We start from the raw sequence: 600 nt of genomic DNA, 5'->3' as shown, positions 1-600 counted from the left end.
TGGTCCAGTACCATCAGCACCAGTGCCACCGTTTTGATGATATCCCGCTGTCCGGGTGACCAGACCAGCAACGACTGCAACCAGGTATCGGTCCGGGCAGCCAGTGAATCGTTACGTGTCGTGTTCGTGTTATCCGTTGTCATCAGCGTTTGTCTTCCTGTATCAGTCTCCGCCCAGGGTTTTCTCTTTCTGCAGGTCACGAACCATATCCCGTTCCATCTGCTGCAGACGCTCCTGCAGCAGATTTTCCCGGGCAATTTCCCTGACAGCTTCCCGCTCCCGTTGTGATTCACGCAGCACACTCTCCGGCAGCGCGGCTTCCCGTTCAGATATGGCAGACCGGTCACGCTCCTGCCCGGCAATCTCCCTGACAGCCTGCTCTGTTTTGCTGTCCGGCAGGTCAGGTTTGTTCTCTGCCATTTTACGGACAATTTCATCTGCGCGGCGTACCGTTTCACGGCGGATGGCCTCTTCAGCCTGCCGCTGTGCCAGTACCTCTGCCGTGACCGGCTCGCCATTTCCGGCTCCCGGCTGGACGCTGTTGTCCGGGATATCCCCCCACACGCGGCCACCGGTGATGGCACCGGGATTCCACGGACG

Annotated in this window: 1 protein-coding gene and 1 pseudogene; both read right to left on the bottom strand. The window is 59.3% G+C overall.

Going from position 1 to position 600, the window contains the following annotated elements; translation table 11 throughout:
* Positions 1-143: pseudogene (locus K0778_RS28240) on the bottom strand (conjugal transfer protein); the annotation flags it as partial.
* A gap of 19 nt (positions 144-162) precedes the next feature.
* The coding region (locus tag K0778_RS27010; protein ID WP_161997286.1) for a hypothetical protein at positions 163-600 on the bottom strand (438 nt) is incomplete at its 5' end.

The sequence above is a fragment of the Escherichia sp. XD33 genome, assembly GCF_019375075.1.
GTDB classification, from domain to species: Bacteria; Pseudomonadota; Gammaproteobacteria; order Enterobacterales; family Enterobacteriaceae; genus Enterobacter; species Enterobacter flexneri_A.
The sequence above is the reverse complement of the archived record's forward strand: the minus strand, read 5'-3'. Positions and strand labels throughout refer to the sequence as shown.